Source organism: Streptomyces sp. NPDC041713 (assembly GCF_055591085.1).
In genome coordinates, this window is sequence record NZ_JBVIZY010000003.1 from 169,885 (window position 1) to 196,158 (window position 26,274).

The window sequence follows — 26,274 nt, forward strand, 5'->3', positions numbered from 1 at the left end:
GCGGAATCACGGGGTGCGGCCACCTGCTCAGCCCCCTCGGCCTGCGCTCTCACCGGCTTTTTGGACACCCGGCCAGCCTAGAGCCCGTCACTGACATCCGTCCCTGACCCCATGGATCGGCCCCCAATTGGCCCCCTCCCGCACAGCTTCCGACGCCGGTGCGGCAGACTTGTGACTGATCACACTGTTTGGACCGTCCGGCAAAATGGGGAACACGGACCCCTGATATGCGGGGGAAACAAGATCCCCTGAGCAGGTCGACAAGGAGAGAACTCGTGGACGACGTTCTGCGGCGCGCCCCGCTCTTCGCGGCGCTCGATGACGAGCAGGCCGCGGAGCTCCGCGCCTCCATGAGTGAGGTGACGCTCGCGCGGGGGGATGCGCTCTTCCATGAGGGTGACCCCGGAGACCGGCTGTACGTGGTCACCGAAGGCAAGGTGAAGCTCCACCGCACCTCGCCCGACGGCCGCGAGAACATGCTTGCGGTGCTCGGCCCCGGCGAGCTGATCGGTGAGCTGTCGCTCTTCGACCCGGGCCCGCGGACCGCAACGGCGTCCGCCCTCACCGAGGTCAAGCTGCTCGGCCTGGGCCACGGCGACCTCCAGCCGTGGCTGAACGCCCGGCCCGAGGTCGCCGCCGCGCTGCTGCGCGCCGTCGCCCGGCGCCTGCGCAAGACCAACGACCAGATGTCCGACCTGGTCTTCTCCGACGTGCCGGGCCGTGTCGCCCGTGCGCTCCTCGACCTGTCGCGCCGCTTCGGCGTGCAGTCCGAAGAGGGCATCCACGTCGTGCACGACCTCACGCAGGAAGAGCTCGCCCAGCTGGTCGGCGCCTCCCGCGAGACGGTCAACAAGGCGCTGGCGGACTTCGCCGGGCGCGGGTGGCTGCGGCTCGAGGCCCGCGCGGTGATTCTGCTGGACGTGGAGCGGCTGGCCAAGCGGTCGCGCTGACGCTGTGTCTGTCTGTACGTCGATGGGTCCCGCCTCTTGGGAGGCGGGACCCATCCGGCGTTTGTGGGTCAGCCGTTCCCGCTGGGCCCTGTAGGGCTCGGCTCAGATCAGCCCGTGTTCCCGCAGGTAGTCCAGCTGCGCCCGGACCGAGAGTTCCGCTGCCGGCCACAGGGAGCGGTCCACGTCCGCGTACACGTGGGCGACCACGTCCGCCGCCTCGACGTGGCCGTTCTCCACCGCCGTCTCCACCTGGGCGAGGCGGTTGGCCCGGTGCGCCAGGTAGAACTCGACCGCCCCCTGGGCGTCCTCCAGGACCGGGCCGTGGCCCGGCAGCACCGTGTGGACGCCGTCGTCGACCGTCAGGGAGCGCAGCCGGCGCAGGGAGTCCAGGTAGTCGCCGAGGCGGCCGTCGGGGTGCGCCACGACCGTCGTGCCGCGGCCGAGGATCGTGTCGCCCGTCAGGACCGCGCGGTCGGCCGGGAGGTGGAAGCAGAGCGAGTCCGCGGTGTGGCCGGGGGTGGGGACGACGCGCATCTCCAGGCCGCCGGTGGTGATCACGTCGCCGGCCGCGAGGCCCTCGTCGCCCAGGCGCAGGGCGGGGTCCAGGGCGCGTACGTGAGTACGGGTCAGCTCCGCGAAGCGGGCGGCGCCTTCCGCGTGGTCGGGGTGGCCGTGGGTGAGCAGGGTCAGGGCGACGCGCTTGCCCGCGTTCTCCGCGGTCGCGATGACGTGCCTCAGGTGGGCGTCGTCCAGTGGGCCCGGGTCGATGACCACCGCGAGCGGGGAGTCCGGCTCGGAGACGATCCAGGTGTTCGTGCCGTCCAGGGTCATCGCGGACGCGTTGGGCGCCAGGACGTTGACGGCGCGTGGGGTGGCGGGGCCGGTGAGGACTCCGCCGCGGGGTTGGCCGGGGAGGGCGGCGGCGTCTGTCATGCGGGGGGTGCTCCTGTCTGGGGGCTCTTGGTCGCGGGTGCGGGGTGGCGGGGTGCGTGCTGCGTGCTGCGTGCTGCGTCGTGGTCGTGCGGGGGTGCGTGCTGCGTCGTGGTCGTGCGGGGGTGCGGGGTCCCGGGTGGGGCGACGCCTGCTGTGGGCCGTCCTAGGGGGCTGTGGGGCCCTCTGCGGGCCTCTGGCGGCGTCTGCGGCAGGAAGGGGCGTGCGTCTGCGCCTGGGGTCGTTTGTGGGTGCGGGGCCGCGGGGGTATGTGCGTACTCGCCATCCACTGTTCGCCACGCCTCGCGGACAATTCTGCTATTGCGGGCTCGGTGCTCCGTGCGCACATACCCCCGCGTCCCCTTCCGTCTCGTACGCGCGTGCGGGCCGGTGGGTAGTTGCCTCGGCCCGCTCAGGCCCGCTGGTGTCGGGTCATGGGTGGGTCGCCTTGGGGATGTGTTTCGTGAACTCCTCGTGGCCCGGCCAGGTGAGGATCAGCGTCGTGCCCTCCAGGTGGGCCCGGGCCAGGACCGGGGTCATGTCCTGGGTCGGGGCCGCCGCCAGGGTGGCTCCGGGGGTCTGGTGGGACGTCAGGGCGCGCAGGGTCGCGATCGTGGGCGGCATCATCAGGAGTTCGCCCGCGTCGTAGCGGGCCGCCGCCTCGGACGGGGTGATCCAGACCGTGCGGTCGGCCTCCGTCGAGGCGTTGCGGGTGCGCTGGCCCTCGGGCAGCGCGGCCACGAAGAAGAACGTGTCGTACCGCTTGGGCTCGAACTCCGGGGTGATCCAGCGCGCCCACGCGGCCAGCAGGTCGCTGCGCAGGTGCAGGTTCCTGCGGTCCAGGAACTCGGCGAAGGAGAGGTCGCGGGCCACCAGGGCCTCGCGGTCCGCCTCCCAGTCGTCGCCCGTGGTGTCGCCGACGACCGTCTCCGGGGTCGGGCCCGCGAGCAGGACGCCCGCCTCCTCGTACGTCTCGCGGACCGCCGCGCAGACGACCGCCTGGGCCTCGGCCTCGTCGCCGACGCCCAGGCGGGCCGCCCAGGACGCGCGCGTGGGGCCCGCCCAGCGCACCAGGTGGTCGTCGTCGCGCGGGTCGACGCCGCCGCCCGGATACGCGTACGCGCCCCCGGCGAAGGCCATGGAGGCGCGTCTGCGCAGCATGTGTACTTCCGGCTCGCCGTCGCCCTCTCTGAGGAGCATGACGGTCGCGGCGCGGCGCGGGGTCGCCGGAGTCAGCTCGCCGCTCGCGAGGGCGCGGATGCGGTCCGGCCACTCCGGGGGGTACCACTGCCCATTTGCCATGGGCGGAGGCTATCCGTTGGCGCGCTGATGTTCGAGAGGCAATGATCGGCGCCTACAGGGGGGCCGGTACGCGGCACCCCTGTGCGGCCGAAACGCTGCTACGCCTCCGTCAGTTCCACCTGGATCTCGACCTCGACCGGGGCGTCCAGCGGGAGCACGGCGACGCCGACGGCGCTCCGCGCGTGCACGCCCTTGTCGCCGAGGACCTCGCCGAGCAGCTCACTGGTGCCGTTGATGACGCCGGGCTGGCCGGTGAAGTCCGGGGCGGAGGCCACGAAGCCGACGACCTTCACCACGCGCGCGATGCGGTCCAGGTCACCGGCGACCGACTTGACCGCGGCCAGCGCGTTCAGCGCGCAGGTGCGGGCCAGGTCCTTGGCCTCCTCCGGGGTGACCTCGCCGCCGACCTTGCCGGTCACGGCGAGCTTGCCGTCCACCATCGGGAGCTGGCCCGCGGTGTAGACGTACACGCCGGACTGGACGGCCGGCTGGTAGGCGGCCAGCGGCGGTACGACCTCCGGCAGCGTGAGCCCGAGCGACGCGAGCTTCTCCTCGACGGCGCTCACGCCTGCTTCTCCCGCTTCAGGTAGGCCACGAGCTGCTCGGGGTTGTTCGGACCCGGGACGACCTGGACCAGCTCCCAGCCGTCCTCGCCCCAGGTGTCAAGAATCTGCTTCGTGGCGTGGACGAGCAGAGGCACGGTTGCGTATTCCCACTTGGTCATGTGGCCGACTGTAGTCGGTGTGACGGGCTGCTCAGGGTGGGCTCCTGCGTGGTCCGGGTGAGGACTGGTTAGGCTCAGAAGGGTGAGCAGGCTCCAGGTCGTCAGCGGCAAGGGCGGTACCGGCAAGACCACGGTGGCCGCGGCCCTCGCGCTCGCCCTCGCGACGGAGGGCAAACGCACCCTCCTCGTGGAGGTCGAGGGCAGGCAGGGCATCGCGCAGCTCTTCGAAACAGAAGCGCTGCCCTATGAGGAGCGGAAGATCGCCGTCGCTCCCGGGGGCGGGGAGGTGTACGCCCTCGCCATCGACCCCGAGCTCGCGCTGCTCGACTACCTCCAGATGTTCTACAAACTGGGGGGTGCCGGACGCGCCCTGAAGAAGCTCGGTGCGATCGACTTCGCCACCACCGTCGCGCCCGGACTCCGGGACGTGCTCCTCACCGGCAAGGCCTGTGAGGCCGTGCGCCGCAAGGACAAGAGCGGGCGGTACGCGTACGACTGCGTGGTCATGGACGCCCCGCCGACGGGCCGCATCACGCGCTTCCTGAACGTCAACGACGAGGTCGCCGGGCTCGCCAAGATCGGGCCGATACACAATCAGGCCCAGGCGGTGATGCGGGTGCTCAAGTCGCCCGAGACCGCCGTGCACCTGGTGACCCTCCTGGAGGAGATGCCCGTCCAGGAGACCGCGGACGGGATCGCCGAGCTGCGCGCCGCGCAGCTGCCCGTGGGGCGGCTCATCGTGAACATGGTGCGCCCGGCCCTCCTTGACGAGGCCGCGCTGAAGCTGGGCCTGGAGCAGGCGCCCCGTACGGCCGTCGCCAAATCGCTGTCCACCGCCGGGCTCGGCGGCGCGCGCCGCGGCGGGGCCGCCGACCGGCTGGTCGGGCCGCTCCTGGAGCAGGCCGCCGAGTACGCCGAGCGGTTCGCCCTGGAGCGCGACCAGCGCGCCGTGCTGAGCGGTTTCGGTCGGCCCCTGCACGAACTCCCGCTCGTCACCGGCGGGATGGACCTCGCGGGCCTCTACGAGCTCGCCACGGAACTGCGGAAGCAAGGGATCTCATGACCGGGGACCGCACGACCAAGGAACCGGCGCGGACCCTGGAGCCCGGCCGGGTGCTGGACGTGGACGCCCTGATCGACGACCCGGAGACCCGGATCGTGGTGTGCTGCGGCTCCGGCGGCGTCGGCAAGACGACCACGGCGGCCGCCATCGGGCTGCGTGCCGCGGAGCGGGGCCGCAAGACGGTCGTGCTCACCATCGACCCGGCGCGCAGGCTCGCGCAGTCCATGGGCATCGACTCGCTCGACAACGTGCCGCGGCGGGTCAAGGACATCGAGGGCTCCGGCGAGCTGCACGCCATGATGCTCGACATGAAGCGCACGTTCGACGAGATCGTCGAGGCGCACACCGACAAGGAACGCGCCAGGGCGATCCTCGACAACCCCTTCTACCAGTCGCTTTCGGCGGGCTTCGCGGGCACGCAGGAGTACATGGCGATGGAGAAGCTGGGGCAGCTGCGCTCCCGCGACGAGTGGGACCTCATCGTCGTGGACACGCCGCCCTCGCGCTCCGCGCTGGACTTCCTGGACGCCCCCAAGCGCCTCGGGTCCTTCCTGGACGGGAAGCTGATCCGGGTCCTGATGGCGCCGGCGAAGGTGGGCGGCCGGGCCGGGATGAAGTTCCTGAACGTCGGCATGTCGATGATGACGGGCGCCCTCGGCAAGCTGCTCGGCGGGCAGTTGCTGCGTGACGTACAGATGTTCGTGACGGCGATGGACAGCATGTTCGGCGGGTTCCGCACCCGGGCCGACGCCACGTACCGGCTGCTGCAGGCGCCCGGGACGGCGTTCCTGGTGGTGGCCTCGCCGGAGCGGGACGCGCTGCGGGAGGCCGCGTACTTCGTGGAGCGGCTCGCGGCGGACGACATGCCGCTGGCGGGTCTCGTGCTGAACCGCGTGCACGGCAGCGGTGCCGCCCAGCTGTCGGCCGAGCGGGCCATCGCCGCCGCGGAAAATCTTGAGGAACGCGGCATTGTGGATCAGGGGGGCGGGAAGGAAGGAGTTCGTAACTCCCCCGAGAATCACGCGACTTCAGAGAATCCCGCGCCGTCCGAAGCGCCCGCGACTCCCGAGGACCCCACCTCTCCCACTGAGGCCACCTCTTCCACTGATTCCACCACCGAGCCGGTGACCGACGCGTGCGTCGAACAGATGACCGCGGGTCTGCTGCGGCTGCACGCCGAGCGGATGCAGCTGCTCGTCCGCGAGCAGCGCACACGTGACCGCTTCACCGCACGCCACCCCGAGGTGGCGGTGGCCGAAGTGGCCGCGCTGCCCGGTGATGTACATGACCTTGCGGGGCTCCGCGCCGTAGGGGACCGGCTGGCGGGCTGACCGGACGCCGACGGGCGACCGGACGCGGGAACTCCCCCGTCGCCGGGGGCGTTTACCTCCTCAGAGCGGGAAGCACCGCCCCGGCGTCCCGTCGCTCTACCCCACCGCCGCGTAGCTCTCGTACGTCTCCTCGTCCTCCAAGTCGACGGGCAACAGGCCCGTGCCACGCTCGTACTCGGAGCGCGCAGTCTCCAGGAGCCTGCGCCACGAGGTGACGGTGGGACGCCTGCGCAACAGTGCGCGGCGCTCTCGCTCCGTCATGCCACCCCACACGCCGAACTCGACGCGATTGTCCAGCGCGTCGGCCAGGCACTCGGTCCGCACCGGGCATCCGGTGCACACCGCCTTGGCCCTGTTCTGCGCTGCTCCTTGAACGAACAGTTCATCCGGATCGGTAGTGCGGCAGGCCGCCTGCGCACTCCAGTCGGTTACCCAGCCCATACCGGCGCCGTCCTCTCCCGAATCGAGGCTCCCCCACGGCGGCAGCGGCATATTCACCGCCGCCAGTTGAGGACGTTACGGAAGGTGGGCACAGCGCAACACCCCCTTCGGGCCCAATCTTGAATGGCCCGAACGGACTATGCGTAAGCGGCAGATCACCCGACGGAGTGAGCTGGCGACATTCGTGCGGAAACCGGCATTCCGGGATAGTTCAGTTGAGTCACAACGGACGCCGCGCGTCACAAGAGGCGAATTCGGACAGGAATCCGCTCGATCCGGGAAGGGAGAGGGGCTGGTGCCGCACCGCACGGCAGTGACAGTTGAGAGCAGCTTAGGCCAAGGCATTGAGGCCTGTCCGGCGAATCGGAACGTCCGTGGTACGGCTGTGGCGGCCGGGGCGAACATCCCGAGGAACACTCGCTCCCTCGGAACGCACTCAAGTACGGATTAGGCTGCCCTCATGGGAAAGAAGCGCTCGGGCGGTGGTCTGTCACCAAGTCAGCAGGCCGCGAAGTTCCTCGGAGTCAGTGTCCTGGCGGGGGCGGTGCTGGCCGGGATCGCGCTGCCGGCGGCCGGAGCGCTGGGCCTCGCGGCCAAGGGCTCGGTCGAGGGGTTCGACGAGATCCCCGCCAATCTGAAGCAGCCGCCGCTCAGTCAGCGCACGTCGATCCTCGACAACAAGGGCGGTCAGATCGCCACGGTCTACTCGCGTGACCGCACGGTCGTCCCGCTCAAGGACATCTCGCCGTACATGCAGAAGGCGATCGTCGCGATCGAGGACTCCCGCTTCTACGAGCACGGCGCGGTCGACCTCAAGGGCATCCTGCGCGCGCTCAACCAGAACGCGCAGAGCGGCGGCGTCTCGCAGGGCGCGTCCACGCTCACGCAGCAGTACGTGAAGAACGTCTTCGTCGAGGAGGCCGGCGACGACCCGACGAAGGTCGCCGAGGCCACCCAGCAGACGCTCGGCCGCAAGATCCGCGAGCTGAAGTACGCGATTCAGGTCGAGGAGAAGCTGGGCAAGAAGCGCATCCTCAAGAACTACCTGAACATCACCTACTTCGGGCAGCAGGCGTACGGCATCGAGGCCGCGGCCCAGCGGTACTTCTCCAAGCCCGCCAAGGACCTGAAGCTGGAGGAGGCCGCGCTCCTCGCCGGCATCGTGCAGTCGCCCAGCCGGTACGACCCGGTCAACGACTCGGCGGAGGCCACCAAGCGGCGCAACGTCGTGCTGCAGCGGATGGCCGAGACGCACGACATCTCGCAGGCGGAGGCGGACGCCGCCAAGAAGACCGAGATCACCCTGAAGGTGAGCCGGCCCGAGAACGGCTGCATCACCTCGGTCAAGGGCGCCGGCTTCTTCTGCGACTACGTGCGCGAGGTCTTCCTGCGCGACCCGGTCTTCGGCAAGACGAAGGAGGAGCGGGCCAAGGTCTGGAACCGCGGCGGCCTGAAGGTCCGCACCACGCTGGATCCGCAGGCGCAGGAATCCGTGCAGGCGTCGATGAAGAAGCACGTGTACAAAACCGACGACGTGGCGACCGCCGCCACCCTCGTCGAGCCGGGCACCGGCAAGATCCTCGGCATGGGTCAGTCGCGTCCGTACGGCTTCAAGAAGGACGAGACGGTCATGAACCTCTCGGTCGACGACGACATGCAAGGCGGCGCGGGCTACCAGCCCGGTTCGACGTTCAAGCCGATCGTCGCGGCGGCGGCCCTGGAGGGCGGCAAGTCGGCGGGGCAGAGCTACTCGGCGCCGTACGAGATGCCCTACCCGCAGCGGGTCTCCACCTGTGGCGGCAAGGAGTGGGTCAACACCGGCGGCGCGAAGCTGACCAACGAGAACGAGTCCGAGGTCGGTCCGTACGGCATGCGCGAGGCGACCGCGAAGTCGGTCAACACCTATTACGTGCAGCTCATCGGCGACATCGGCATCTGCCCGGTGACGAAGATGGCCCAGAAGATGGGCGTGGAGCGCGCCGACGGCAAGGAGCTGATGCAGGCGCCGTCGATCGCGCTCGGCACCCAGGAGGTGTCGCCGCTGACGATGGCGGGCGCGTACGCGACGTTCGCCTCGCGCGGCACGTACTGCACGCCGATCGCCATCGAGGCGATCACCACGCTCGGCGGCAAGTCGCTGCCGGTGCCGAAGTCGACGTGCTCGCGGGCCATGTCGCAGAAGACCGCCGACACGGTCAACGCCCTCCTCAAGGGCGTGGTGGAGGACGGCACGGGCAAGCAGGCCGGTCTCGGCTCCCGCCCGAGCGCGGGCAAGACGGGTACGACCGACTACCGCTACGCCGCCTGGTTCGTCGGCTACACGCCGAACATGGCGGGCGCGGTCTGGGTCGGCGACCCGCTGCACAAGCGCCGGATGACCGGCATCACCATCGGCGGCGTCCCGTACGACAAGGTCTTCGGCGGCGAGGTGCCGGGTCCGATCTGGCGCGACGCGATGAGCGGCGCCCTCGCGGGCAAGCCGGCGCCGGGCTTCGCCAACGTGCACCTGCCCGGCGGCGACAAGGACCGGGACGAGGACGAGGACCACGGCGGCGGCCACGACGACAAGCCCGGCGGGGGCGGAACGCCTGGTGGCGGCGGTAACGGTGGCGGCGGCGATGGTGGCGTCGGCGGGGGCGGCGGCAACGGCGGCGGAGGTAACGGTGGCGGCGGTGGCTGGCCGGAGTTTCCGCCCGGGGTCATCGGCGGGAACGGAAACGGTGGGAACGGGAACGGAGGCGGCGGGAACGGTGACTGGGGTGGCATCGGAGGCTGGCCCCAGTAGCCGGCCTCCGGGCCGCTGCGGTCACGTGTCCTGTACGTGAGTGAGGGCGCCCCCTGAAGCAGGGGGCGCCCTCACTCACGTACAGCCGACCGGGACCTCAGCCCGCGAGGAGCTTCTTGACCGTGGCGGCGACGCGGCCGCCCTCGGCCAGGCCCGCGACCTTCGGGTTCACGATCTTCATGACCTGGCCCATGGCGCGCGGCCCCTCGGCACCGGCGGCCTTCGCCTCCTCGACGGCCTGGGCGACGATGTCCCGCAGCTCGTCGTCGGAGAGCTGCTTGGGGAGGTACTCGGCGAGGATCTCGCCCTCCGCCTTCTCGCGCTCGGCCTGCTCGGTGCGCCCGGCCTGACCGAAGGCCTCGGCCGCCTCACGGCGCTTCTTCGCCTCGCGGGCGATGACCTTCTGCACGTCGTCGTCGGAGAGTTCACGGGCCTCGGTGCCCGCCACCTCCTCCTTCGTGACGGCGGTGAGGGTCAGCCGGAGCGTCGAGGAGCGCAGCTCGTCGCGCCCCCGGATCGCGGCGGTGAGGTCTTCCTGCAGCTTCGACTTGAGCGTGGTCATGGGTTGATTGTGGCAGGTGCGGCGGGCTTCCTGCCCCCGCATTTCCGGCGGGTACGGGTGCCGGGGCGCTTTGTTCTCTTGCGGGTACGGGTGGCGGGGCGCTTTGTTCTCCGGCGGGTACGGGTGCCCGGGCGCTTCGTTCTCCCGCGGGCGCGGGTGGCCGGGCGCTTCGCTCCCCCGCGGGCACGGGTGCCCGGGCACTTCGCTCCCCCGCAGGCACGGGCACCCCGGACACTTCGCTCCCCCGCGGGTACGGGTGCCCGGACACTTCGCTCTCCCGCGGGCACGGAGTCCGGTGGCGGGTACGGGGGTTGGGGCGCCGCCGCCCCACGGGCCGCGTGGGCCGGGACGCGCCCGGGTCTGACACGATGGGGATATGCGCGCGCGATACGCAGTACCCCTGGGCATCTCGGCGACGGCCGCGGCCGGCCTCGCCTACTCCGTGGGCGTCGAGCCCCGTCTGTTCCGGTTGCGGCGGGTCACGGTGCCCGTACTGCCGGCGGGGATGCGTCCCTTGCGGGTCCTTCAGGTCTCCGACATCCACATGGTGTCCGGGCAGCGCAAGAAGCAGCGGTGGCTGCGCTCGCTGGCGGGGCTGCGCCCCGACTTCGTGGTCAACACGGGCGACAATCTGTCCGACCCGGAGGGCGTCCCGGAGACGCTGGACGCGCTGGGCCCGCTGATGGAGTTCCCCGGGGCGTACGTCTTCGGTTCGAACGACTACTACGGCCCCAAGCCGCGCAACCCCGCCCGCTACCTGCTGGAGAAGATGCAGGGCAAGCACGGCCTCAACGGGAACCCGCCCGCGGTCGGCGTCATCCACAACCCGTGGGAGGGGCTGCGCGACGGCTTCGACGCGGCGGGCTGGGTGAACCTCACGAACACGCGGGGTTCGCTGAAGATCGACGGCTACGAGATCGGGCTCACAGGTGTGGACGACCCGCACATCAAGCGCGACCGGTACGCGCGCGTGGCGGGCGGCCCGGTGTCCGGGGCGGACTTCTCGATGGGCATCGTGCACGCCCCGTACCTGCGCTCCCTGGACGCGTTCACCGCGGACGACTACCCGTTGATCCTCGCCGGGCACACCCACGGCGGCCAGCTCTGCATCCCCTTCTACGGCGCCCTGGTCACCAACTGCGACCTGGACACGGCCCGCGTGAAGGGCCTCTCCACGCATGAGGCGGAGGGCCGGACGTCGTACCTCCACGTGTCGGCAGGCTGCGGCGCGAACCGCTATACGCCGATGCGGTTCGCGTGCCCTCCGGAGGCGACGCTGTTGACGTTGACGGGGCGGGAAGGCTGAGGGGGTTGAGGCGAGGGCGGGGCTGAGGCGGACCCCACCCCGCCGCCCGCCCCTTCACGGCTCTCCCCGCACCTCCGTGGCACGCATCCGCGCGGAACGCTGTTTACCGTGGGGGGATGGTTGCCCCGATACGCCCCGTACGTTCCGCACGCCAGCCCCATCCGGTACGTCCGGGTGCCCCCGCGGAGGCGGTGGTGCCACGGGTGCGGCGGCCTCGGGTGGCCGTCTTCCGGGGGCTGATCGCGCTGGCCGCGGTGACCGGGATCGTGATCGACCTGGCCGACACCGGCGACCCGCTGCGGGTCCTCAGCTACTTCACGGTCCAGAGCAACATGGCGGTGGCCGCGGTGCTCGGTCTCTCCGGGTGGCGGGCGTGGCGGGGGCGGCGGCCGCTGCCGGCCTGGGTGTCCAGCGGCACGCTGCTCTACATCGCGATCACGGGTCTCGTCTACCACCTGGTCCTCGCCGACGACACGAGCGGCTTCTCGATGACGGACGCGGCGACGCTGACCGGTTGGCACGCGGCCGCGAACCAGCTCCTGCACACGGTGACGCCGATCGCGGTTGCCCTCGACTGGCTGCTGCTGACCGCCCCGGGCGGCCTGCGCCTGCGCCACGCGGGCCTGTGGCTGCTCTACCCCCTCGCGTACCTGGCCTTCGCCCTGGCCCGCGGCCCCCTGATGTCCCCGGGCCCGACGACCCGCTACCCGTACCCGTTCCTGGACGTCGACCTGCACGGCTACGCGGGCGTCCTGATCAACTCCGCCATCTTCGGCCTGGCCTTCTACGCCCTGGCCCTGCTCATCGTCACGCTCGACCGGATCCGCCCTCGCCCCCGGGGCCGGTGCCAGGGGCCCGCGAAAACCGGATTTCGTCTCAGGGCGCCGGTCCGCTAAAGTAATCGATGTCGCCACGACCTGCACAGCAGATCGCGGAGCAACGACATCGGGGTGTAGCGCAGCTTGGCAGCGCGCTTCGTTCGGGACGAAGAGGTCGTGGGTTCAAATCCCGCCACCCCGACAGAGAAACACCAGGTCAGGCCCGGTACTGAGAGATCAGCACCGGGCCTGATTTGCTGTGAGTGACTAACTGCGTGACTGTCGCTTCGGAACGGCGCCAAAGATGCCGTCCATCGCGGTCGCGCCGGACTGAATCACCGGGCGGATCTGCTTCCGATAGACCTCTTCGGTGACGGCCGTACTGGAGTGGCCGACCAACCGGGAGATCTCCTCAATCGGCATGCCGCCGTCCGAGAGGATCGACACGAACGTCTGCCTCAGCTCTCGCGGTGTCCACTCCTCAGCCGTGATCCCGTCGACCCGCGCGAGCACCCGGCGAAACTCGCGCCGCACGTTGGCAGAGTCCAGCTCCGTCCCCACGGCGGACGTGAAGACGAGACCGTTCTCCTTCCAGTTGTCGCCGGCCGCGAGACGCTGCCACCCCTGGCGTTCCCACTGAATCCTGAGCGCGTCAATGGCGCGTCCCGGCAGTGCGAGTGTCCGCCGGGACTTGCGCGTCTTGGTGTCTCCGGTGCTGCGGACCGAGCGCCACACGGCGATATGGGGCGGTATCACGGGGGTCGCCATGGGGTCGCCGTCGAGGTCGACGTGATCCCAACGCAAGGGGCGGACCTCTTCCGTGCGGCCACCGGTGAGGAGGGACACCACGATGTAGGCATACAGCGGGGAGTCCGCCGCCGCATCCAACACCCCCTCCGCCTGTGCCAACGTCAGGGACTTCGACGGACGCCCGGGGCGGCCGGTAGGGACCGAGCACAGTTCCACGACGTTGCGCTTCACCTTGTCCCGCGCCATGGCCCGCTTCACCGCACGGTTCAGGCACGAGCGGATCGCTTCCAGAGAACGGGTGCTCAGTACCTTCGCCTTGTCGGCGAGCCACTTGTCAACGTCGTCGGCGCTGAGGTCCCGGAGCTTCCGGGCCCCCAGGGCCGGGACGACGTGGGTGTTGCACAGGATCGTGTTCGTCGTGACCGTCCCGGCGTCCCGGCCGTTCAACCCGTACGCGAGCCAGTCCGTCACCGCGTCCTTGACCGTGTAGCCGGTGGGCGCGATCGCAAGACCGTCCTCGTAGTCCCGGAGCACCTCTTTCAGCTTGTCCTTGGCTGCGGTCTTGGTCTTGCCGCTGGCGCGCTTCACGATCCGCTTGCCGCTCGGGTCGAAACCGAGACTGGCCGTGGCAATCCAGCGTTGGCGCTTGTCGTCCCAGTGAAGGCCGCCGTCTCCTCGGCTGCGGCGCTTGCTCACTTGCTCTCTCCTGCCTCGCGCTCCAACAGCGCGGTGTACTCATGGATGGCGGATGCGGGGATGCGCCGGGCACGTCCCTCCTTGACAGTGCGGAGGCGTCCGGTGCGTATCAGGCCGTAGATCACGGTGCGACTCAGCCTCAGGGCGCGTTCGGCGTCCGAGATCTTGTAGAGGACGGGTTCGACGTTCGTGGCTCGCTCCGGAGAGGCGAGGGTCATGGCGTCTCCTGAGGGGAAGTGCTCCGCACAAACCGCAAAATCCGCAGAAAAGCCGGGACCGGCCGTTGGCCTGCGGTGATGCGGCGCGCGGGAGGCGGTGAGGAGTGCTCCGCAGAAACCCGCGATATTCCGCAAAAATCAGGGGCGGCCGTCGACCGACCCCGGGGGTCGGGTCGTGCTCGGCTTTTTTGCGGAATATCGCGGGATTGTGCGACGGGCCCCCGTCCGGGGTCGGGCGGGTTCCCATCGCAGGTCAGCGGGGTATCCAGGGTTTTTGCGATTTCGCGGTTTGTGCGGGTGGGGTCACCGGCCGCCGTGGCGCAGGGACGGGTGGGCGAGTAGGCGGGGCGCCGGGGGGCGTCCGCGCTTGCCCGTGCGCTCGGGCTGGTAGGACCGCAGGTATCCGTGGTCTTCCAGCAGCGCGAGGGCGGGTTCCAGGTCGGCGACGGTGGGCACCTCGCTGCGGGACAAGACGCTGAACACGTCCCGCCGGCTGACGTCCTCCCATCCGTTGTCCCTCAGCGCTTCCAGCACGCTGCGGGCCCGGGACAGGACCGGGTCGGCGCCCATGACGTCGAACACGGCGAGGGCATGGGCGGTGTAGTACTCCCCCAGCTCGATGGCCGCGTGCATGGTGGCCTCGGTGACCGGGTGGGCGTAGCCGTTGCCGCCGTGTTCGGCGAGGTGCAGCAGCGCGGCCATACGGGCGGTCGCCCCGGCGAGCTTCCCGGCCCAGTTGGAGATGTGGCCCAGCTTGCCGCCGCGCGCCTTGAGCTGCGGTTCGATGCGCTTCTGATAGGCGATCAGGGCCGCATCCGCTTCCGGGGTGAGCTGGATGACGGCCGGGTCGGTCCACTCCGCCAGGGACAGGGTGAGGTCGACGACCCGGGCGGTGTAGGCGGCGGCCGTCTCTTCCGGGACCGGGTCGGTGATGATCTCGCGTTCGCCGACCGTCGACGTGGGGAGGGAGTACAGGAAGCGGGCCAGTAGTCCGCGTCCTTCGAACCCCTTCACCTTGCCGATGTCTCGCAGTACGTCCGGCTGTACGGCGAGGCCGATGGTCAGGGCGGGGGCGTCGATGTACTCGCGGCGGGTCTGCCGATTCACCCTCAGCCGGTCCCCTGCATGTCCCTTGAGGAAGACTTCCATGTTGGGGGCGCCGGAGTAGCGGCCGGCGATGATGTCGAAGATGCCGCCCTCAGCGCTCATCACCGACAGCCGGCCGCCCTGTTCGGCCATGAGCGAGGTGACCGTCTCGGGTGTCGAGTCGTCCGCCAACAGCACCGGTTCGGCGGGGACGGTGAGCGTGTCGGCGGTCTGCGCGAGACCGACGGCGGTGGCCACCATGTCCTCGCGCTTGTCGCCGTCGGCGGACGCGGCCTTGGCGGCGGCCTTGTCCGCTGCTTCCTTGGCCAACCTCGCCGTCAGCTCCGCTTCCACGATCACCGGCTTCATCGCGGTCTTGAGCTGCTTCTCCGCCTCATACAGGGGGTTGGTCAGCAGCGCGAAGACGGCCGACTTGCGGTTCGCGGGCGGGAGCGCCACCACGGTGTAGAGGTTGGTGGGCTCGCGCCAGTTGCCGCGCACGTGGACCACCGACCGGCCGCCGGCCGCCGTGGCGAGCACGGCGAGGGCGATCGAACCGGCGAGGTCCACCGGGGTCTGCGTCTCCTCCGCCACGGCCGCCACGAACTCCCCCAACCAAGCAGGGAGGACGTGGGCGGGGAACGGCGGACGCTCGCGGCGGCCGGTGAGGGGGATGGGGTCCTCCCACACGTCCGGGGTCGCGTCGTCCTCGCCGGGCGGGTCTTCCAGGGTGGGCAGTCCGGCCCACAGGTCGGGGCTGTCCACAGGCTGTGGAGTCATGAGGCCGCCCTCCCTTCGGCGGTGGTGTGGGGGCAGACGCCGACGCGGACGCGGGCGGTCAGCCTGATGACGGCGGCGCGGCCCCGGGCGCGTTCGTGGTGCCCGCAGGCACAGAGCCAGTCCGCGACGGGTACGCCCTCGCACTGGATCTGAAGCCCCGGTGTGATGCCGGTGATGGTGACCGTCTGCGGGTCAGAACCAACGGCAGAAAGGACGCCCTTGCGGGCGGCGACCTTCGGTTCGCCCACGGTCGGCCGTGGCGAGCCCTGTACGGCGCCCTGAGGGACGTTCGTGGGGGTTCGGGATGCTTTGTTCATGCCGCACGCTCCACAGCCGTCTCAAGGCCGTTGGCGACCGCGCGGCGCGCGTAGGCCTCCGGGACGCCCACGGAGACGGCGGCCGTCACGATCTCCTCGCCGATCGCGGCGAGGCCGCACGGTCCCGGGCACCCGGTGTGCTGTGCGGCGAGGAACCGGGCGACGCCGAACGCCTGTGAGCCGGCGCCGGATTCGGTGCGGGCCCGTACCAGCGCGAGGCCGCGTTCCAGGCCGGTGCGGACGTAGCGCTCGGTGTGGCGGCACCCGGTAGCCACCTGCCGCGACCACGTGGCGCGCGTCGGGAGAGAAGAGGCCACCTCCCCCAGGGCGGGGGTGGTGTCTTCCTTCACCGCCAGGGCGAGGACGGCCGCCGGGAGAACGGCCATACGGCCGGTTCCGGGACCGAGCCAACGGGCGTACTGCATCGCCGACTTGATGTCGACACCCGGGCGGACCGCGTTCGACGACGGCATGACGCCCCGGTAGAGCCAGTGCTCGCCCCGCGTCGTCGGCACGGTGCGGGTGGCGGGCAGGGTCTCGCGGGCCCACGTGACGGCCGCCGTGTCGTCCAGGTCGACCACCGTCAGCCCGGCCCCGCCGGGGTGGTAGGCGACCGCCACCGCCTCACGCCACACCGGCGCCCACGCAGGCGAGGTGAGGACGTGCGGGTCGGTGGTCGCAGCGGCCCACGCATGGCACGGCGCGGGACACCGGCAAGGGCCGGGGTTCTTCATGTTCGGCCGGTCGCCGCACGTGCTGTTCTTGCAGGCACGGCAGTTGCCGAACGGGAGCTTGCCATGCCTCAGAGGCAGGACCGGGACACCGGCCGCCGCGAGAGCGAGGGCAACCCGCAGGGGTTCAGGCGTCGCATTCATGCCGCCTCCCCCAGCGTCGCCGTGGCGGCGAGGTAGGCACGGCCGATGAACTCTGAGTAGGCGGGCGGGATCGCCTCCGTCAGTTCCTCCCGCACCTCGGTCCACGTGATCCCCATGGCCGACTGAAGTTCCGGGATGGACGGCTTGCCGCCGCCGTTGCCGTATGCCGCGACGTACGGGCCGTCATAGAACCGGCCGTGCCGGTACCCGCGTACGCGGCCCCGGTGCGGGACGTGCGCCGGCCGCTCGGTGTTCCAGCCGCCCAACTCGAAGTTGCGGTGCCGGATGACCCCGAGACCGAACATCTCCCCGCACAGCGTCAGGTCCTTGCGGATCTCGGCGCGGCCGTTCGGTTGCTCGATGACGTACGGCAGCCCGGTCCGCTCCAAGAGGTCACGGACGGGGGCCACCAGGTCGACGTGCGTGCGGCCCCATCCCTGTGAGGCGTTGGTGCCCACGGTCAGGGCGCATCCGTGCTGGCACGGCGGGGAGGCGTGGACGAACGCGTACCGGTGGATCTCGCCCGACGCGATCAGGTCGGCGAGGTAGGCGAGGGCATCGCCCCGGTGCTGGGGGAAGGGGTAGTTCGGGCGGTCGGCGATGTCGCAACCGTCCACGTTGAAACCGGCGCGGTGGTAGCCCATCGCGGCACCACCGGCACACGAGAACAGGTCCAGCAGACGCGGCCGGGAGGCACCTCGCCGGATCGGGATGGGTTGGGTCATGCTGGGGGTCTCCTGTTTCTGTCGAAGGGACGGAGAACCGGGCGGGCGCGGTCTTTGGCGAGAGGCGCCCGCCCGGGTGTAGCTACTGGTTGTCGGTGGCCATGAGGGCGTACTGCTGGCGGACGTAGGCACGCGGGTCGCAGATCACGCCCGGCTGGTCCATGTCGAGCAGGAACACGGCCGCCGCTTCGGCGGTCTCAGCGGCGTCGCCGCCCGTGACGCCGGGCTCGTCAAGCAGGGCGATGCGGTCGAGCAGGGCGGCCTTGCGGAGGTAGAACTCCCGGTCCAACTCGCTGTAGCACTCGGCATCGGCGAGGAAGCGGGCCGTCCATCCGATCTCGCTGTTGATGCCGGGGGCGTTCGCGTACGCCCGCTCGGGGGTGGGCCAGTCCGCCGGGGTGGGGCGGTGGTCGGCGGTGAGGTAGAGGCGGGTGCGCTTGCCGTCGCGGGTCGGGTACCGGCGCACGTCGCCGGTGGCGAACGTGGTGGTGAGTGCGGTGGTGACGCGGTCGGTGTCGGCGGGGTCGCAGATGACGCGGATCTCGAACACGGGGGCCCCTATCAGCCGTAGAACTTGTTGCGCTTGATGACGGCCTTGCGGATGTTGACCGTCGTCCCGCCGCCGTGGCCGCTCGCGCTGAACACCTGCACGGCGATCCACCCGCCGAAGACGACGGCGGCGAGGATGACGAGCTGGGTCACCAGGGCGGTCAGGGCGGTGATGAAGGCAGTGAGCATGAGTAGTCCGCCGCACACGGCGAGGAACCCGACGCCCCCGAGCGCGATGTTCACCGCCGCGCGGGAGACGGCCGGCTTGTGCGTGACCGGTTCGGGCTTGGCGGACTCCATGGCGTAGCCGGTGACGACGCGGCCGTCCGGCAGGACGACGCTCGTCACGGCCGGGATGGTGCCCGGCTGCATGGGCATGAGCGGGACAGTGTGGGCGGGGGTGAGCGGGGTGGGGGTGTGGACTTCCACGGCCGCCGTCTCGTGTCCGGCCGGACGGCCGTACGCGGTGGGTTCGTTCACGGTGCTGGTCTCCCTTCTAGCGGCCGGCGTCGGCGAGGGCGCCGGTGACGGCGGTGACGAGCTGGTTGACGGTGTCGGCCGCGTCGGTGCCGGCGAGGTAGAAGCCGAAGAGCGCGACGACGACGGCCGCACCGGCGCCGACCGCGCGGAAGCGCAGCAGCAGCGCGACGCCGACGGCGAGCAGCAGCACGAGCGAGATGGTGATTTCCATGGGGCCTCCCGGCGGGGTCAGCGGGTGCCGGCGCGGTAGGTGCGCGCGGCGCGGTTGTAGATCCAGCGGCCGACGCGTATGCGCTTGCCGGTGGCGTGGCAGCGGCGGCAGTCCTTGCCGCGCTTGGGCTTGCCCTTGCGGTCGCTGGTGAGGGCGTGGCCCATACCGGCGCACTTGCGGCAGTCGCCGAACGGGCTCAGCCAGCACTTGACGACGTAACCGAGGGTGACGATCAGGGGGAATGCGGTAGCGAGCGCTGCAAGGCTCATCAGGGGCCTCTCAGAGGGGGTTCGAGGGGTTTCCGCAGGTCGGCCGCTATCTGCTAGCGGCCTGATCAGGGGCGGTTTTGGTCGCTAGCAGGGTTGCTACCGGTAGCGACGTCTGCCGCTACCGGTAGCAGGCTGTGAGACCTATCCGGCGTCCCTCTTTTGGTTGCGGTGCGTAATCGCGGCGGCGATGTCCTCGCGCTTGATGCCGCGCTTGTTGAGCTGTTCGCCGTCGATGCGGCGGCTGATCTGCACCGTGCCGATCCCGAACGGCTTGAGCGCGGCGGTGAGCGCTTCCGCCTTCGGCTTGGCCTCCAGCTCCGCCCACGGCCCGTAGACCTCCGGGCGCAGTTCGGCAAGCCGGTCCACGATGGTCTCCGACCACACCTTGGCCTCGCCCTTGCCCAGCACGGCCGCCACGTCGTCCAGGATGGTCGCGGACGTCTCGGGGGCGGGGGCCTCGCCGGCCGCGTCGCCGGACAGCGTTCCCTCGGCCTCGCGCAGCGCGGCGGCGCGGCTGAGAATGCGTTCGGCGTCGCGGCCGTCGGCGAGGTACGTGCGCACGATCCCCGAGTCGTCCGACATGCCCTTGAGCAGACCCACGCCCTTGTGGGACTTCAGCAGCTTGGACGCGTCCAGGCCCTCCGAGTACGACCCGGCACCGAGGATGGTGTCGGAGACCTGGTAGGCGCCGACCCGCAGGGCGAACCGGGCCTGATGCTGGTCACGCAGCTCCGAGGGGCACGCCTTGTCGTCCGGCTTCTGCGTCGCCGTCATCACCGAGACACCCACCGCGGGGGCGACCCGGGCGAGGTAGACCATCAGGGACAGGATCTCCTTGCCGTGCTCGGGGTGGGTCAGGTACTCCTGCACCTCATCCACCACGAACAGCGTCAGGGGCATGTTCAGCTTCTTGTCCCGGCTGATCTCCGGGGTGAGCTTGCCCTCCGGGCAGACGTGCAGCGGCAGTTCGGACAGCCGGTGGTACCGGTCTTCGACGTCCGCCTTCAACTCGCGCAGCGAGGTCAGCAGATGCGAGACGGGGTCGATCCCGTTCTTCGGGACGATGCCGAACCCGACCCGGTGAGCGACCTTCGTGAACGCCCGCCAGTCCGGCGACGCCTTGCCGTCGAACACGTACAGCCTGACGTACGGGTCCAACGCGGCGGCGAGCGCGATCGTGCGGGCGGAGAACGTCTTGCCCTGACGCGGCACGGCGCCCACCAGCAGCGACAGCCACAGCATCGTGGCCATGACCGGGTTGCCCCGCTCGTCGACACCCCACGGGAACGGCTTCCAGAAGTCCACCCGCGTCGCCCCCAACAGCGGCGACTTGCCCGACGGCACGGCGAGCGGGTCACGGTCGGCGATCCAGTACGACACTCGCCGGCCACTCGTTTCGTCCTTGTCGAGGAAGAGCTGAGTGGGGGCGATGTCCATACCGGAGGCAAGACGAGCGTGAGCCTTCATCGCGTCCTCGAACGTCTTGCCGTACGGCAGATCCACGACCACACGCCAGCCGTCCCCGTCCCGGCCGATCGGACGCGGGAACGCGATCGTCTGATCCTTGGTGGTCAGCCCGGACGCCTCGTGCGCGCGGATGACGATGTCGGAAGACAGCTTGCGCTTGCGGAACGTCACCTTCGCCATGTCGATCAGCGGCCGGTCCGCCGGCGCCCCGACCACACCGAGCGTGGTGGTCAGCGTGGCCACGGCCAGCATGAGCAGCCACGACGGCGCCATGACGTACAGGGTCAGCGCGGCGGCGAGACCGATGAACCCGCCCAGCGTGGCCACGATCCCTCGCAGCCGGACGCGGTCGTTGCGCTGACGGGAGAGTTTCAGGTATTCCGCCGCGTCCTCGTTGGCCACGGACGCGAGCCGCAGCGTCTTGCCCTCCGCGTCGAACACCCACCGGCCGATCGCGGTCGACCACCGCCACGCGCCGCGCGGCGAGTACACGCAGATCTTCGGCGTGTAGACCAGCGGCAGCCGCACGGCGTGGTAGCCGACCACGGCGGAGTAGTGCCGGACGGCCCACTTGCGGACGGCCGTGCGCTGATCAGGGAGCTTCACCCAGTCCGGCAGGACCGGCATCCGGGCCTTGTCCTTGGCCTCCATCCATTCCGCGACCGAGGGCGGGTAGACCTCGCGCGGCGGGTCGACCGGGGCACCCTCGCTCAGGCCGTCGGCCTCCGGGTCGTCGGTGTCGGGGAGTTCGGCCTCCCACTCCCCCGGCTTGGCCTCGCCCTCGCCGGGCGCGGCCGGGTCGGTCGGGTCGGTCTTCTTCAGGGGGAACGGCACGATGTCGGCCGTCGGCTGTTCGGTGCCCTCCGGGTCCTCCGGGGGCGGGAAGGCGGTGGTTTCCGTCACGATGTACCTACTCCTTCGGGAGTCGAAGGGGCCAGCCGGCTTGCTGTGGAAGGTCGGGCGGCCGGACCCGGGTTCGTGTGGTTCAAGCGGCGCGCTGTTCTTCGGGAAAGGCGCAGGTCACGCAGGCTCCGAGCGTGGGCGGAATGACGTATCCGGCGTCCTGGCCGCACTCGGGGCAGCGGCGGCGGGCGGCATTGGCCTTGGCGAGCGCCGCCCACCTCGCCGGGGTCATCGGCCGCACCGGCCGGGCGAGGTCGACGCGGTACAGGTACGCGGTCAGCGGTTCGCGCCGACGGCGTGGCCTCAGGATCTGTGCCGCGATGTCCTGACCTCCCGGCCGCAGTCCACGGATGCGGAGTTGGCGGCGGGTGGCCAAGTCGTCGGGGGCGTAGCGCCACGGGTAGGTGGGGATGCCGAAGCGCTCGCCAGCGGGGTCGAAGCAGTCGGCGAGGGTCAGCCTGTTCACGCGGCTTCAGCGCCGGCGGCGCGCTCAGCGAGGATCGTGTCCCGCAGCATCCGCGCGTTTGCCGGCGAGGTGTGGACCTCGCGGCGGATGCCCTCTGCCGTGATCCGGTTGTCGGGCCAATCGGCGGTCGCGGTGCGGGCCTCAGCGAGCAACTGTTCCGTCGTGCGCTTCGGCCGGGGCGACCGGGCCACGTCAGGAACCTTGCCGGTCGCCCGACGGGATCGGGGGGAGTCGGCCGCCACCGTCCGCCCTCCGGTCGGGGCGGGGTCGACGCTCACCGGGTCGACCGGCGAGGCGATCGCCGGGGCGGGCTTGAAGGGGAGCGTCGACTTGATGAAGTCGACCGCCACCGGATCGGGCGCGGGGAATCGGGTCAGCACCACTGACGGCGCCGGGGTCGATTCCCGCAGGTCAGCCATAGACCGATTCCTCATGGTCTCGGTAGATTCCTCCGCATTCGTGTCTGCGTCGGAAATCGGGGTGAGGGCGGGGGTCGTGCCACCGAACATCGACGCGAGCGCGGCATCCGCACCGGCGGTGATCCGGTCGCGCTGGACATCCAGCAGCCTCGATCCGAGCGCCGCGTCCCCGATCCCGACCTTGCGGGCCAGACGCCAAGACGCCCGATCCGACCGCTTCCGCACCCGGCTGACCGGGTGCTGAGCGGCACGGGCGCGGTGGTAGGCGAGGGCCTGCACGATGTCGGCGGTGCGCCGCTCGTTCTCCGCGTCGCGGCCGTCGGTGTGGACGACGATCCGGCGGGCGAGGAACGCCATGCCCTCCGCCGACACGGACATGCCCATCGGGGTCAGGGCGTAGATCACGGTGCGCCCCGGGTCCGGCGCGGCCATGGCACCCATGACGGCGGCGGCGGCCGGCAGTGCCCACAACCCGATCCGTACGACACGGGGCGAGGACTGCCCCAACATGGTCAGTCCCAGCAGCACGAGCGCCAGAACGGCCGTGGCGCCCTCGCCGGCGGCGAGGGCACCGAGCGCGGTTCCCTTGCCGTAGGCGTGCCCGATGTTGCTGTAGGTGCCGATACCGCCGATCACGCCCGTGGCGAGCATGGGCACGAACGCGGCCGTCAGGACACCGATCTGAACCTTCGTCAGCGGCTTGCGAGTCTCGCTCATGCCGCACCTCCCAGGGCGAACACCACGGCCAGGATGAGCAGAGCGCCACCGGCGCACGTCGCGTCGACCGCGCGGCGCAGGCAGGCGAACTTGGCGACCGCCAGACGGGACAGGCCCGCGATGTCGGCGGCGAGGTCCCGGGACGCGGCAACATCCGTGATCTCCTGCGCCGTGAGCGTTGCCCACAGCGGGAAACCGTGCCGTCCCTTGATGTTGGGGCGCACCGACCGCAGCAACAGTCCGGCCGCCCCGATCAGCAGCGCCAACCCGCACCCACCCGCCACGTACGCGGGGACGTTCAGCGGCAGGTCACGGGCGACCGTCCACGCACCGGCGAGCACCGCTCCGACGAACGCCAGCAACAGCGCCGTCTTGGCGTCGGTCCGCGCGATCTCCGCCTTCACCTCAGCGTGCGCGGCCGTCAGGTTCTGCGTCACGACGCTCATGCCGCTTCCCCCGTCCCCGTCCAGTGACCGCGAGCGGCACGCAGGAAGGGCACCGTACGGGTCAGCGCGTCGGCGTACAGGGCGTCCCAACCGGCGATCTCGTCACCGGCCTCGCCCATCGCGACCAGGTCGGCGAGCACGTCACGGGCCGCGTCCTCACGGGCCGCACGCTCGTCGTCCGTCTCGAACTCCAGCGGGCCCCGGAACAGGTCGGTGTCGATACCGAGGGCCAGTTCAGCGAACTCGGCCTCACCGTGGGCCTCTTGGCCCCCAACAAAGGTGCGCATACGCATGACGAAACTCCTGACGTCGAAGGGATGCCGGTGCGGTCGCGGTCTTTGGCGAGAGGCGACCGCCCGGAAAGCCGGGCCGCGAGTGCGACGGGAGGTTGGGCACTGTTCCGGCTCCCCTCAGCCCCGCTCGTACGAGACGAGCGAGGGAGGCAGCCGGCCGCCGGGCCGAAGCACGGCGGCGAGGTGAGGTAATGCGCTGTCTCCTTCGGGAACACGGGCTCCCGTTTCAGGCGTATGGAGACGTGACCTTTCGGTCTAAGCCCTCCGGGAGTGCCAAGGGCCCCGGGTCCCTCGCCCCCGCCGAAGCGGGGCCTCATGACCCCTCTCGGGGCCCGTTTCGTGCGCTCGATCGGATCGCCGAAGCCCTCCGATCGAGAGGAACATGTATTACGTGTTCCTCATCTTGCAGAGGGGAGTTCGCCCCGTCAAGCCCTTCGGCTGTTGGAGTTCGCGCGCCCCTCGCGCTCGATGTACCTACAGAGTGGCGCCGACGACCGCGACGCTCGACTTCGCACCTGTACGACTCAGGTCGTTCTTAGCTAGCGTGAAGTCGTACCAAGTCGTCCCGAGTGAGCGGAGGTTGGACGTGGCGAACGAGCGACTGCGCGGCGCGATAGTCGACTTGGGCCTGACCCTTGATGAGGTCGCCGAACGTCTCGGTGTCTCGGCCAAGACGGTCGAACGCTGGATCAACGACCCGGACCGCAAGCCGTATCGCCGCTTCCAGTACGCGACCGCCTCACTTCTGAAGTGCGAAGTCTCGTACCTCTGGCCGGACGAACGCACGTCAGCCGAAGTGACCGCAACCGGCAACGCAGAGTTGGTCAGGCTGTATCCGCACCGGTCCGTCGTGATGCAGACTCTGTGGACCAACCTGTACTCCAAGGCGACCCGGCAGTTTGACCTACTGGTGTACTCGGGGTTCTGGCTCACCGAGGACGCGACGTTTCACCGCATCGTGAAAGAGAAGGCGGCTGACGGAGTCCCCATCCGCTTCATGCTGGGAGAACCGGACTCGCCGGCCGTGGCCGTGAGGGGCGACGACGAAGGGATCGGCGCCGCGATGGCGGGCAAGATTCGCAACGCCCTCGTCAACTACGGCCCGCTCTTCGGTATCCCGGGTGTCGAGTTCCGCTTGCATGGCACCACGCTCTACAACTCGATCTACCGGGCCGATGACGAGATGCTGGCGAACGGCCACCTCTACGGGGTGGGCGCCTACATGGCTCCCGTGCTCCACCTGCGACGCGTCCCCGGCGGTGAACTCTTCGACGCCTACGCTGAGAGCGTTGAGAAGGTGTGGCAGTCGGCTCGCCCGATCTCGTCACCCGCCGATTGGGAAGGCACACGCTGATGAGCCGGATTGACTACTTCCGCGACCCGCACGCCCCTGAGGCCAACTCGGTGGTCCCGTCGGTGACGGCGGTTGTCCGGGACGATGCGGGACGGCTGTTGCTCATCCACAAGACCGACAACGACCTTTGGGCCCTGCCCGGTGGTGGCCACGACATCGGCGAGCGCATCGCGGACACGGTCGTTCGTGAGGTACGTGAAGAGACCGGCATCGACGTTGAGGTAGACAACATCGTCGGGCTCTACACCGACCCCGAGCACGTGTTGGCGTACGACGACGGCGAGGTCCGGCAACAGTTCTCCATCTGCTTCCGGGCCCACCCGGTCGGCGGTTCTCTGCGGACAAGCAGCGAATCGAAAGAGGTCCGCTGGATTGATCCGGCGGACCTTGACGGGCTGGACATCCACCCTTCGATGATGTTGCGCATCCGGCACGGTCTCGATGCCGCGCGGCGAGAGCCCTACATCGGCTGACCACCAACGGAGGCGTCCGCCATCCGCTCCCCTACGCGCTTCGAGGCTGCATGGATCTCGGGGGCCGCGCGCTGGATGAACCGCCCGACGATCGTGTCGGGACCGTATCGCTGCACGATCTCATCCAACCGCTCAGTCGGCGTCGTCTGCGTGCCGTCCGGCGTCGTCGTCATGTCGCAGTAGAGCAAGGCGTCGACCAGGTCGGGGCGCTCTAGCTCGAACTCGCCCTCAAGTTCCTGCCGAAGTCCGCGTTCCTCCGCTTCCAGCAAGGCACAGGAGTGATGCGCCACAAGACGAACAACCCGTTCGTCCGCACCTTCCTGATCCCTGAGGAACCGCGCACCGTCCAAGGGGTGGAACCCCGTGGCGGCAATGGTCGGCGAGTAACCGATGTCATGCAGCACGGCGGCGGCCTCCAACAGCTCCGCGTCACCCCCCAGAATCGGACTCAGGGAGCGAGCGCGCTTGGCGACCCCGAGCGAGTGCGCCCACCGGCGCGGGAGCGGATCGGAAAGCAACGATTCAGAGAGCGCGTACGCCCACTCAGTCAGTCCCATGGCGGCCAAGA

The 26,274-nt window shown here is 70.3% G+C and carries 30 protein-coding genes and 1 tRNA gene; 9 read left to right on the forward strand and 22 right to left on the reverse strand.

What is annotated here, in order from left to right; all coding sequences use genetic code 11:
* Nucleotides 1-275 precede the first annotated feature (275 nt).
* Nucleotides 276-950 (forward strand): Crp/Fnr family transcriptional regulator, encoded by a 675-nt coding sequence (locus tag ACZ6CV_RS10260; RefSeq protein ID WP_016642758.1) that lies wholly within the window; start codon nt 276-278, stop codon nt 948-950.
* Between the two features lie 102 nt (nt 951-1,052).
* Here the strand turns inward: ACZ6CV_RS10260 and ACZ6CV_RS10265 are convergent, their stop codons facing one another.
* The 4 genes from ACZ6CV_RS10265 to ACZ6CV_RS10280 all read right to left on the reverse strand — a co-directional run bounded on the left by ACZ6CV_RS10265 (nt 1,053) and on the right by ACZ6CV_RS10280 (nt 3,906).
* Entirely contained in the window at nt 1,053-1,883 is an 831-nt protein-coding gene (locus ACZ6CV_RS10265; protein WP_362374565.1) for an MBL fold metallo-hydrolase, read from the reverse strand.
* 429 nt (nt 1,884-2,312) lie between these two features.
* Nucleotides 2,313-3,182, reverse strand: a complete 870-nt coding sequence (locus ACZ6CV_RS10270) for an NUDIX hydrolase (RefSeq protein ID WP_469250432.1) — start codon at nt 3,180-3,182, stop codon at nt 2,313-2,315.
* Between the two features lie 98 nt (nt 3,183-3,280).
* A complete protein-coding gene (locus tag ACZ6CV_RS10275) occupies nt 3,281-3,748 on the reverse strand; it encodes a RidA family protein (RefSeq protein WP_355810910.1) in 468 nt (155 codons plus the stop codon).
* Nucleotides 3,745-3,906, reverse strand: a complete 162-nt coding sequence (locus tag ACZ6CV_RS10280; protein ID WP_003975360.1) for a DUF4177 domain-containing protein — start codon at nt 3,904-3,906, stop codon at nt 3,745-3,747. The genes ACZ6CV_RS10275 and ACZ6CV_RS10280 overlap by 4 nt, the downstream gene beginning before the upstream one ends.
* 82 nt (nt 3,907-3,988) lie before the next feature.
* On the opposite strand from ACZ6CV_RS10280, the gene bagA reads away from it, so the two are divergent.
* The gene (gene bagA / locus ACZ6CV_RS10285; RefSeq protein WP_362374560.1) at nt 3,989-4,969 is read left to right on the forward strand and encodes an ATPase BagA; all 981 of its coding nucleotides are present in this window, start codon (nt 3,989-3,991) and stop codon (nt 4,967-4,969) included.
* Nucleotides 4,966-6,300: an ATPase BagB gene (gene bagB / locus ACZ6CV_RS10290; protein ID WP_469250433.1), complete on the forward strand. Its 1,335-nt coding sequence runs from the start codon at nt 4,966-4,968 to the stop codon at nt 6,298-6,300. Before bagA ends, bagB begins: the two co-directional genes overlap by 4 nt.
* Before the next feature lie 96 nt (nt 6,301-6,396).
* On the opposite strand, the gene ACZ6CV_RS10295 is transcribed toward bagB, so the two are convergent.
* Nucleotides 6,397-6,741 (reverse strand): WhiB family transcriptional regulator, encoded by a 345-nt coding sequence (locus ACZ6CV_RS10295; protein ID WP_016642765.1) that lies wholly within the window; start codon nt 6,739-6,741, stop codon nt 6,397-6,399.
* 460 nt (nt 6,742-7,201) lie between these two features.
* On the opposite strand from ACZ6CV_RS10295, the gene ACZ6CV_RS10300 reads away from it, so the two are divergent.
* A complete protein-coding gene (locus tag ACZ6CV_RS10300; protein ID WP_469250434.1) occupies nt 7,202-9,526 on the forward strand; it encodes a transglycosylase domain-containing protein in 2,325 nt (774 codons plus the stop codon).
* Nucleotides 9,527-9,623: 97 nt separating this feature from the next.
* Here the strand turns inward: ACZ6CV_RS10300 and ACZ6CV_RS10305 are convergent, their stop codons facing one another.
* Nucleotides 9,624-10,088, reverse strand: coding sequence for a GatB/YqeY domain-containing protein (locus tag ACZ6CV_RS10305; RefSeq protein ID WP_362374551.1), 465 nt, complete (start codon nt 10,086-10,088; stop codon nt 9,624-9,626).
* A gap of 376 nt (nt 10,089-10,464) precedes the next feature.
* On the opposite strand from ACZ6CV_RS10305, the gene ACZ6CV_RS10310 reads away from it, so the two are divergent.
* From ACZ6CV_RS10310 to ACZ6CV_RS10320, 3 genes are all read left to right on the forward strand, one after another.
* Nucleotides 10,465-11,394: a metallophosphoesterase gene (locus tag ACZ6CV_RS10310; protein ID WP_362374549.1), complete on the forward strand. Its 930-nt coding sequence runs from the start codon at nt 10,465-10,467 to the stop codon at nt 11,392-11,394.
* 116 nt (nt 11,395-11,510) lie between these two features.
* A complete protein-coding gene (locus tag ACZ6CV_RS10315) occupies nt 11,511-12,290 on the forward strand; it encodes a Pr6Pr family membrane protein (protein ID WP_469250435.1) in 780 nt (259 codons plus the stop codon).
* Nucleotides 12,291-12,340: 50 nt separating this feature from the next.
* Nucleotides 12,341-12,414: transfer RNA gene (locus ACZ6CV_RS10320), tRNA-Pro, on the forward strand.
* 65 nt (nt 12,415-12,479) lie between these two features.
* Here ACZ6CV_RS10320 and ACZ6CV_RS10325 read toward each other — a convergent pair.
* The 15 genes from ACZ6CV_RS10325 to ACZ6CV_RS10395 all read right to left on the reverse strand — a co-directional run bounded on the left by ACZ6CV_RS10325 (nt 12,480) and on the right by ACZ6CV_RS10395 (nt 23,873).
* Nucleotides 12,480-13,658, reverse strand: coding sequence for a site-specific integrase (locus tag ACZ6CV_RS10325; protein ID WP_469250436.1), 1,179 nt, complete (start codon nt 13,656-13,658; stop codon nt 12,480-12,482).
* The gene (locus ACZ6CV_RS10330; protein WP_469250437.1) at nt 13,655-13,876 is read right to left on the reverse strand and encodes a helix-turn-helix domain-containing protein; all 222 of its coding nucleotides are present in this window, start codon (nt 13,874-13,876) and stop codon (nt 13,655-13,657) included. Before ACZ6CV_RS10330 ends, ACZ6CV_RS10325 begins: the two co-directional genes overlap by 4 nt.
* Before the next feature lie 303 nt (nt 13,877-14,179).
* The gene (locus ACZ6CV_RS10335; protein WP_469250883.1) at nt 14,180-15,727 is read right to left on the reverse strand and encodes a YfjI family protein; all 1,548 of its coding nucleotides are present in this window, start codon (nt 15,725-15,727) and stop codon (nt 14,180-14,182) included.
* Between the two features lie 11 nt (nt 15,728-15,738).
* Nucleotides 15,739-16,059: a hypothetical protein gene (locus ACZ6CV_RS10340; RefSeq protein ID WP_469250438.1), complete on the reverse strand. Its 321-nt coding sequence runs from the start codon at nt 16,057-16,059 to the stop codon at nt 15,739-15,741.
* Nucleotides 16,056-16,934, reverse strand: a complete 879-nt coding sequence (locus ACZ6CV_RS10345) for a bifunctional DNA primase/polymerase (protein WP_469250439.1) — start codon at nt 16,932-16,934, stop codon at nt 16,056-16,058. Before ACZ6CV_RS10345 ends, ACZ6CV_RS10340 begins: the two co-directional genes overlap by 4 nt.
* Nucleotides 16,931-17,659, reverse strand: coding sequence for a DNA methylase (locus ACZ6CV_RS10350; protein ID WP_469250440.1), 729 nt, complete (start codon nt 17,657-17,659; stop codon nt 16,931-16,933). Before ACZ6CV_RS10350 ends, ACZ6CV_RS10345 begins: the two co-directional genes overlap by 4 nt.
* Nucleotides 17,660-17,741: 82 nt before the next feature.
* Nucleotides 17,742-18,209: a hypothetical protein gene (locus ACZ6CV_RS10355; RefSeq protein WP_469250441.1), complete on the reverse strand. Its 468-nt coding sequence runs from the start codon at nt 18,207-18,209 to the stop codon at nt 17,742-17,744.
* An 11-nt stretch (nt 18,210-18,220) separates the two neighbouring features.
* A complete protein-coding gene (locus ACZ6CV_RS10360; protein WP_469250442.1) occupies nt 18,221-18,688 on the reverse strand; it encodes a hypothetical protein in 468 nt (155 codons plus the stop codon).
* 16 nt (nt 18,689-18,704) lie between these two features.
* Complete coding sequence (locus tag ACZ6CV_RS10365; protein WP_363040145.1) at nt 18,705-18,899, reverse strand: hypothetical protein; 195 nt, start codon at nt 18,897-18,899, stop codon at nt 18,705-18,707.
* 17 nt (nt 18,900-18,916) lie between these two features.
* Complete coding sequence (locus ACZ6CV_RS10370; RefSeq protein ID WP_469250443.1) at nt 18,917-19,168, reverse strand: hypothetical protein; 252 nt, start codon at nt 19,166-19,168, stop codon at nt 18,917-18,919.
* Nucleotides 19,169-19,309: 141 nt separating this feature from the next.
* On the reverse strand, nt 19,310-21,538 hold the full coding sequence (locus ACZ6CV_RS10375) for a cell division protein FtsK (protein WP_469250444.1): 2,229 nt from the start codon (nt 21,536-21,538) through the stop codon (nt 19,310-19,312).
* Between the two features lie 82 nt (nt 21,539-21,620).
* Complete coding sequence (locus ACZ6CV_RS10380; protein WP_469250445.1) at nt 21,621-22,004, reverse strand: RRQRL motif-containing zinc-binding protein; 384 nt, start codon at nt 22,002-22,004, stop codon at nt 21,621-21,623.
* Nucleotides 22,001-23,140, reverse strand: coding sequence for a conjugal transfer protein (locus ACZ6CV_RS10385; RefSeq protein WP_469250446.1), 1,140 nt, complete (start codon nt 23,138-23,140; stop codon nt 22,001-22,003). Before ACZ6CV_RS10385 ends, ACZ6CV_RS10380 begins: the two co-directional genes overlap by 4 nt.
* Nucleotides 23,137-23,586 (reverse strand): Pycsar system effector family protein, encoded by a 450-nt coding sequence (locus ACZ6CV_RS10390; RefSeq protein ID WP_469250447.1) that lies wholly within the window; start codon nt 23,584-23,586, stop codon nt 23,137-23,139. Before ACZ6CV_RS10390 ends, ACZ6CV_RS10385 begins: the two co-directional genes overlap by 4 nt.
* A complete protein-coding gene (locus ACZ6CV_RS10395; protein ID WP_469250884.1) occupies nt 23,583-23,873 on the reverse strand; it encodes a hypothetical protein in 291 nt (96 codons plus the stop codon). The genes ACZ6CV_RS10390 and ACZ6CV_RS10395 overlap by 4 nt, the downstream gene beginning before the upstream one ends.
* 592 nt (nt 23,874-24,465) lie before the next feature.
* Here ACZ6CV_RS10395 and ACZ6CV_RS10400 point away from each other — a divergent pair.
* Together ACZ6CV_RS10400 and ACZ6CV_RS10405 are read left to right on the forward strand one after the other, a co-directional pair.
* Nucleotides 24,466-25,233 (forward strand): helix-turn-helix domain-containing protein, encoded by a 768-nt coding sequence (locus tag ACZ6CV_RS10400; protein WP_469250448.1) that lies wholly within the window; start codon nt 24,466-24,468, stop codon nt 25,231-25,233.
* On the forward strand, nt 25,233-25,706 hold the full coding sequence (locus ACZ6CV_RS10405; RefSeq protein ID WP_360221579.1) for an NUDIX domain-containing protein: 474 nt from the start codon (nt 25,233-25,235) through the stop codon (nt 25,704-25,706). The genes ACZ6CV_RS10400 and ACZ6CV_RS10405 overlap by 1 nt, the downstream gene beginning before the upstream one ends.
* On the opposite strand, the gene ACZ6CV_RS10410 is transcribed toward ACZ6CV_RS10405, so the two are convergent.
* The gene (locus ACZ6CV_RS10410) at nt 25,694-26,263 is read right to left on the reverse strand and encodes an HD domain-containing protein (RefSeq protein ID WP_469250449.1); all 570 of its coding nucleotides are present in this window, start codon (nt 26,261-26,263) and stop codon (nt 25,694-25,696) included. The genes ACZ6CV_RS10405 and ACZ6CV_RS10410 overlap by 13 nt on opposite strands.
* Nucleotides 26,264-26,274 lie beyond the last annotated feature (11 nt).